Genomic DNA, 7,038 nt, shown 5'->3' with positions numbered 1-7,038 from the left:
CCGCCACCCCGCCCACGCCCATCACCTCCCGCATGTCGGAGCCCGCCAAACGTCCGCGAGTGGTCTTCGAGGAACAGGAAGAGGAACTCGACGTCCCCGACTTCCTCAAGTAGCCGCACACCTGACGCCGCTCCCCGCAGGGATACGGGAGCGGCGCCGTCGTGTGCGCGGGGCGTGAGGACGCCGGGAGTGAGGGAGAGCACGTGAGAAGGGACGAGATCGCGGCCGGGCTCGCCGAGGTCGACGCGCGCATCGCACAGGCGTGTCACGCCGTGGGGCGCGACCGGGGCGAGGTCACGCTGATCGCCGTCACCAAGACGCGGCCCGCCGACGACATCCGCATCCTGGCCGAGCTGGGCGTGCGCGACGTCGGCGAGAACCGCGACCAGGAAGCCGCCCCCAAGGCGCACGAGCTGGCCGGCCTGCCGCTGACGTGGCACTTCGTCGGCCAGCTGCAGACCAACAAGGTCCGCTCCGTCGTCGGCTACGCCGACGTGATCCACTCCGTCGACCGGCTGCGGCTGGTGGAGGCGATCAGCAAGGAGGCGGTCCGCCAGGGCCGCAACGTCGGCTGCCTGCTGCAGGTGGCGCTCGACGACGACCCGGCGCGGGGCGGCTGCCGCCCGGCGGAGCTGCTTCCGCTCGCCGACGAGGTGGCACTGGCGGAGGGCGTGTGGCTCGGCGGGGTCATGGCCGTGGCGCCGCTGGGTGAAGAGCCGGCCAAGGCCTTCTCCCGGCTGCGCGACCTGGCGGTGCGCCTGCAGGAGCAGCACCCCCGGGCCACGATGGTGTCGGCGGGCATGAGCGGCGATATGGCCGAGGCCATCGCGTACGGCGCGACACACGTGCGCGTCGGTACGGCGTTGCTCGGTCGTCGCAAGCCCTTCGTCAGGTAATGTCCCCTCAAGTGGGTCTTCAGGTCCACGATCAAGTAGAGGTCGATCAGCGGTGAGCTCCAGGGGGTACGCCCTACCGCCTCGGACACGGCGACGGACCCGAGCGGGTGCGACCATGAGCAGGAGGACGACGTAGCGATGGCCGGCGCGATGCGCAAGATGGCGGTCTACCTCGGTCTCGTGGAGGACGACCGCTACGAGAGGTATGAGACGTACCCGGACGACTACCCCTATGACGACGACGTCCAGCGGTCCGGTGAGGAGCGACCCGTCGCGGTCCAGGACCGCGACGACGAGCCCGACGCGGTGGTGCCCGCGCCCAGGCCCACGACGGCCGTCGTGGAGCGCCGTACGACCGATCTGGCGCGCATCACGACCCTGCATCCGCGGACGTACAACGAGGCGCGTACCATCGGGGAGCACTTCCGTGACGGTACCCCGGTCATCATGAACCTGACCGAGATGGTCGACAGTGACGCCAAGCGTCTGGTCGATTTCGCAGCAGGTCTGGTTTTTGGCCTACACGGGAGCATTGAACGTGTTACCAACAAGGTGTTCCTGTTGTCCCCTGCCAATGTCGAGGTGACCGCTGAGGACAAGGCCCGAATCGCGGAGCGCGGGTTCTTCAACCAGAGTTAGAGTCTCTGTATGTCTACCGGACCCAACCAGGTCTCGCCGAGACCGGGAGGGCACACCAGAAGTGGAGGCGCGGCCGGGCCGTGGGGATCGTCAGTCAGATCTTGGTCGTAGTCCTGTCTCTCTATTTGGTGCTGCTCATCGGCAGGATGATCTTCGAGACGGTGCAGGCTTTCGCCCGCCAGTGGCGTCCCACGGGCGTCGTCCTGGTGCTGGCGGAGGCCACATACACCGCAACAGACCCACCACTCAAGTTCCTCCGCCGTTTCATTCCTCCGCTCCGGTTGGGTACGGTGGCCTTTGACCTAAGCTTCACTGTCCTGTTCATCGTGGTTCTGATCTTGATTCAGATCGCTGGAATGCTGCGATGAGCGGGCCTGTGTCGTGCCGGTCGTGTTCCAACTCGTGTCCGCGCTGAGGTGATTCGGGTTACCGTCCTCCGGACAGACTCCAAGCGCGCCAAGGAGACCAAAAAATGCCGCTGACGCCCGCTGATGTGCGGAACAAGCAGTTCAGTACCACCCGGCTGCGGCCGGGCTACGACGAGGAAGAGGTCGACGCCTTCCTCGACGAGGTCGAAGCTGAGCTTGACCGCCTGATCCAAGAGAACGAGGAGCTCCGCGCCAAGCTGGCCGAGTGCCTGCGTGGGAAGGTGCCGGGCGGCATGAACATGCCCATGGCCTCCGCCCCGGTCCAGGAGCAGCAGCCCAAGCCCGAGATGATGGCCCCGCCGCAGCCGGAGCCCATGCGGGCCCCTGAGCCGCCGGTGCAGCAGCAGCCGGTCCCCGTGGCCATGAACATGCCTCCCGCCGAGGACAACATGGACACCGCGGCCCGCGTGCTCGCGCTCGCCCAGCAGACCGCCGACCAGGCGATCGCCGACGCCCGCCGGGAGGCGGACGAGACGGTGACCCGCGCCCGTCGCGAGGCCGACGAGATCCTCACCAAGGCCCGCCGTCAGGCCGAGCAGGTCATCGGCGACGCCCGCGCCCGCGCCGAGACGCTGGAGCGCGACGCGCAGGAGCGCCACCGCCAGGCGATGGGCTCGCTCGTGCAGACGCGCGACGAGCTCGAGCGCAAGGTCGAGGAGCTGCGCAGCTTCGAGCGCGAATACCGCAGCAGGCTCAAGCTCTACCTGGAGAACCAGCTCGCCGAGCTCAACGTCTCGGCCGAGGGCAGCGGTGGGTTCCCGGTCATGCCGGGCGGTCCGCAGGGTCAGGCTCCCGCCATGTCGCACGCCGTGCCGCAGGGTGGGCAGCAGCCGCTTCCCGGTGGCAACCCGTTCGGCGGTGAGGCTCCGCAGGGCGCTTTCCCCGGTGGTGACGGTCCCCACAACGACCGCCGGTAAAGTAGCGGGTCACTAGGACCTGTCACTCGAAAGAGCCCCCTGTGATCCTTATCAGTGCTGGTTTGGTGCTCGCGGCAGTGGTTCTGCTGATCGCGGGCTTCGTACTGGCGAAGCCGTTCTTGATCATGTGGTCCATCGTGGTCAGCGTGCTGTCCGCGCTGTTCCTGGTGATCGGGGCGTTCCTGCGGCGAAACGAGCTTTTTCCCGGTGGTGGGCAGGCCGCTGCGCCGGCCACCCCCCCGAAGGGGCTCATGCCGCCGGCTCCGCCGTACCCCCAGACCGGCCCGACGGCTCATCAGCCGCGACCCCAACCGCATCCCCCGGCTCCGCAGCGGACGGCGGCCCCCCACGCCCCCGCCGCGCGCCGACCGGTGGCGAGCGGTGTCGCGCCCGACGCGATCGTGCTGGTGATCCCGGGACGCAGGCGCTACCACGTCCCCGGCTGCAGGCAGCTGGTCGGCCGGGAGAGCGAGGAGCTCACCTACGAGGAGGCACGCGAAGAGGGCTTCACGCCCTGTACGACCTGCCTTCCCGACGCCGCGCTCGGCGGACGGCAGTTGCCGCCTGCCGCCGATCCCGAGCCTGCTGTCGTCCCCGGCCCCGCCGTCAGCACCGAGCGCCGGGCCGAGACCTCCGCGGAGACCCGCGACCAACGGTTGCCGGTCGCCCCGCCGAAGCCTGACACGAAGGCTTCCACCCCCAGCCCGGAGCCTGCCGCCGCCCACGAGGAAGGCGCCACCGGTTGGTTCGGCCGCCCCTCGGCCGCCGCCGCGAGCCAGGCCCCGGCATCCTCCTCCGCCGCATCCGATGACGAGCAGGCGGAGTCCGAGACTTCCTACTTCCGGCCGCCGCACGCGTCGCGTGCCGAGCCGCCGGCCGGCAAACAATCCGCCTCTGCCGAATCTGCTGCTTCTGCCAAGCCGTCCGCGTCCGGTGCGCCGGGCTCTGGGAGCTCCGGGGCCGCCACGGGCGCCGCGGGGTCGCCGGGTGGGCCTGGCCGGCCGGGCGGCAAGCCCGGGGCCACGGGCAAGCCTGGTTCTTCCGGTGGCGGCAAGCCTGAAGCTGCGGATGATTCCGCCGCTCAGTCCGGCCGTCCTGGGGCCGGGTCCAGGGACATCGGCCGACCAGGGGCCACGGCTGGGGAGGCCCGCGCGGCTGCTGAGCCTGGTAAGGGCGGTGATCAGGCCGATCGTTCGGGTGGCACGCCTGGTCGGACGGATCGGCCCGGTGGCAAGGGTGTTCCGTCCGGTACCTCCAGTGTCTCCGGTGACGGCGTCGGTCGTTCGGCGGGTGCGTCCGCTGAGGAGTCGCGCCGTTCCGGGAGCGAACGCGGACAGGGCGGAACCGGCGCCGAGTCGGCTGGTCGTTCCTCCGGCAAGCCGGGGCAGGGCGCGTCCGGTGCAGCCGATGACGATGACCTCGGGCCTGTTACGGCGCCGCAGCCTCGCGTGTCTTCTTCCGCGATGCCCGGCCGTCCCGGGGGTTCGGGTGGCTCTGGGGCGTCTGTACGTCCCTCCGCTGCCGACGACAAGCCGTCGCCGCGTCCATCCGGCTCGGACAAGTCGTCGCAGCGTCCTTCGGGTTCCGGTGAAAAGGCTGAGCGACCTGCCGGGTCGGGGGCGGAGCCGTCCTCGGGCGGCGACACTGTGATCGACACTGTGATCATCCATGAACGGCCCGCGTCCTCGGCCGAGTCTCAGGCCAAGCCGAAGGGGCCGCTGCCCCCGGGACCGCCCGCCGGGGCGTCCGGCGCCGGGAAGACGGGGTCGGCACGTCCGTCCGCCCCTGCCTCAGGGCGGGGTGCGGCCGGCTCGACGAGTGGGGGCTCTCCGGCCGAAGCGTCCAAGAGCGCGGCTCCCACGCCGGGTGCTCCTAAGCCGGTTGCGCCCAAGCCGGGCGCTCCCAAGGCGAGTGGTTCCCAGTCTGGCGCTCCCGAAGAGGGTTCTTCCAAGGCGGGTTCTCCGAAGGAGGGTGCCGCCAAGGGCGGTGGTGCCCGTGGCGATGGCGGCGGTTCGTCCGCGGCGTCCCGCGGGGGCGAGAGCGGCGGCCCCTCGTCGAAGGGCGGCTCCTCCGCCACTGCCTTGGGAGGTGGCGCGTCGGCTCCTGCCACGTCCCGGCCTCAGGGGTCCGGTACGGCCGGTAAGACGCCCGGTTCGAGTCCGAAGGCCGAGGCGAAGAACGGTGACGACTCCGACGGTAACGATCGTGGTGGGGGCAAGAGTGAGCGCCCCGGGACCGTGAAGGTGATCGTCGGCACTCGCCGCTACCACAGCACGGACTGCCCGCTGATCCGCGGGGCCGGTGACGCCGAGGTCCAGACGATGGCCCTCTCCTCGGCCCAGGCGGCCGGCTTCACGAGCTGCTCCGTTTGCCAGCACGCCCGCGAAACGGTCGGCTGACTCCCGTTCCGACGTGTGTGCGGTGGTTGGCGGCATGTTCGTGAAGTGGTTGGCTGGCTTCCGTTCCGACGTGTGCTGGAGTGTTTGACGGCATGCCCGTGGAGTGGTTGGCCGGCTCCCGGCGGTGCTTCGTATGCCAGCATGCCTGCGACCCGTACCGATGTGAGCGGTGGTGGTTGCCGGCACGCCCGTGAAGCGGTTGGCCGGCTCCCGCTTCGGCCCTGCGGCAGACGCGAATCCCTTGGGTTGAGCCCAGGATTGGCAATGTAAGTGGGGATTGGTACCGCTGTCGGTCAGGTAGGGCTCCACTTGCTTGAGCCGGTATCAGCCGACGGAGGCATCATGCGCAAAGGCATCGTGGTCACGGCACAACCCAAGGTGGAGGAACTGGCCGTACAGGCCGAGGAACTGGGCTTCAGCAGCTTCTGGGTCTACGACACACCCCTGCTCCACGGTGATCCGTTCGTGGCGCTGGCCTTGTGCGCCAAGGTCACCAGCCGCATCAAGCTCGGCATCGGCGTGACCTCACCGGCGTTGCGGTCGCTGCCCGCAACGGCCGGCGCGTTCACCAGCCTCAACGCGCTGGCGCCGGGCCGGATCATCTGCGGCGTCGGCACCGGGAACACCGCCCGGCGCACCCTGGGAATGCCGCCCGCCACGGTGGCCGAACTCGAAAGATTCACCGCCGCCCTGCAGGACTTGTGCGCCGGAGGCATCGCCGAGTACCGCGAGGGTGACCGGGTCCGCGACATCCGGCTCCTGCATGCCGGGCAGCACGTGAACACCACTGACCCCATCGAGTTCCTGGTGGCCGCGACCGGCCTGAAGGCCGCCGCCGTCGCCGGCCGCCGCCGCACCGGCATCATCTCCTTCGCCAGCCTGGACCCCGCCGCCTGGCACGCGCGCGAGCACGCCCGGCGACAGGCCGGGGGCGCTCCCGGCGACGCCGACTTCTACGTCATGACCTCGCTGCACGTGCTCGACGAGGGTGAGGACCCCTACGGCGACTCGGCTCGGGACGCAACGGGCCACATCGTCATGTCATTCCTGGCCTTCGCCGCCGACACACCTGCGTTCGCCGAAGGGCTCTGCGCTGAAGAACGCGACGCGGTGCGGTCCCTCCTCGACCGGCGAGGCACCACGATCGCCGCGCCGGACCGGCATATCGCGCTCTACTCCAACTACCTGGGACGCATCGCTCCGGCGGACCGGGACCTGATCCTGCCGTCGCTGATCGACACACTGGCGCTGGTCGGAACGCGGGACAACCTCCTCGCCCGCATCGCCACCCTGGAACAAAGCCGGGGTCAACGAGATCGTCATTCAGCCGGTGATCGATCCACCGACGGAGATGGCCGAGCTCGCGAAGCTGTCCACCTGAGCCGATCACCGGCGAACTCGCATCCCCTCTTCCCAACCTCCGGGGGGGAGGAGCCGCGCCGGCCACCGCACCCTGTGGTCTGCGTCGGCGTGGGGACCGGTGCCTTGCGGGTGCGGGTCGGCATCCCTGTTCGCGGTAGACGGCTTGTTGAGGTGGTGGCGGCGCCCAGGGCCGTGCCTGAATGGCCCGGAGGGGGAGCGGTCGGTTGGCATGCGAGTGGGGCACGGCGTGGGGCGAGAAGTTACGGGAGGCGTAGTGCGCAATGCAGGCGCCGACTCCGGACCCACCCGCGCCGGTGGGGCGAGGGTTCGTTCGTGCTGGAGGACGATGTGGATCCGTGCATGCCAAAGGCGCTGGCGTTCGTGGTGGGGTTGGGTC

General features: G+C 70.0%; 6 protein-coding genes. All 6 read left to right on the top strand.

What is annotated here, in order from left to right; genetic code table 11:
* Positions 1–203: 203 nt before the first annotated feature.
* Positions 204–896 carry a YggS family pyridoxal phosphate-dependent enzyme gene (locus C1J01_RS44625; protein WP_111185072.1) on the top strand — a complete coding sequence of 231 codons (693 nt, stop codon included), beginning with the start codon at positions 204–206 and terminating at the stop codon, positions 894–896.
* Between the two features lie 138 nt (positions 897–1,034).
* Positions 1,035–1,535 carry a cell division protein SepF gene (locus tag C1J01_RS44620; RefSeq protein WP_111185071.1) on the top strand — a complete coding sequence of 167 codons (501 nt, stop codon included), beginning with the start codon at positions 1,035–1,037 and terminating at the stop codon, positions 1,533–1,535.
* A gap of 80 nt (positions 1,536–1,615) precedes the next feature.
* Entirely contained in the window at positions 1,616–1,903 is a 288-nt protein-coding gene (locus tag C1J01_RS44615; RefSeq protein ID WP_111185070.1) for a YggT family protein, read from the top strand.
* A 104-nt stretch (positions 1,904–2,007) separates the two neighbouring features.
* Positions 2,008–2,880, top strand: coding sequence for a DivIVA domain-containing protein (locus C1J01_RS44610; protein ID WP_111185069.1), 873 nt, complete (start codon positions 2,008–2,010; stop codon positions 2,878–2,880).
* A 2,237-nt stretch (positions 2,881–5,117) separates the two neighbouring features.
* Positions 5,118–5,279: a hypothetical protein gene (locus tag C1J01_RS50670; RefSeq protein ID WP_181449312.1), complete on the top strand. Its 162-nt coding sequence runs from the start codon at positions 5,118–5,120 to the stop codon at positions 5,277–5,279.
* 342 nt (positions 5,280–5,621) lie between these two features.
* Positions 5,622–7,038: LLM class flavin-dependent oxidoreductase (locus C1J01_RS44600; RefSeq protein WP_220040428.1), on the top strand; the 1,417-nt coding region annotated here is incomplete at its 3' end.

Origin of the sequence: Nonomuraea aridisoli, assembly GCF_003236395.1 — a bacterium.
Classification (GTDB): Bacteria; Actinomycetota; Actinomycetes; order Streptosporangiales; family Streptosporangiaceae; genus Nonomuraea; species Nonomuraea aridisoli.
Note: the sequence above shows the minus strand (reverse complement) of the source record. Positions and strands in the feature narration are given on the sequence as shown.

Bases quoted from the DNA above. Each gene is read 5' to 3' on its own strand.
- C1J01_RS44620 (WP_111185071.1), top strand. From the start codon at position 1,035: ATGGCCGGCGCGATGCGCAAGATGGCGGTCTACCTCGGTCTCGTGGAG.
- C1J01_RS44610 (WP_111185069.1), top strand. From the start codon at position 2,008: ATGCCGCTGACGCCCGCTGATGTGCGGAACAAGCAGTTCAGTACCACC.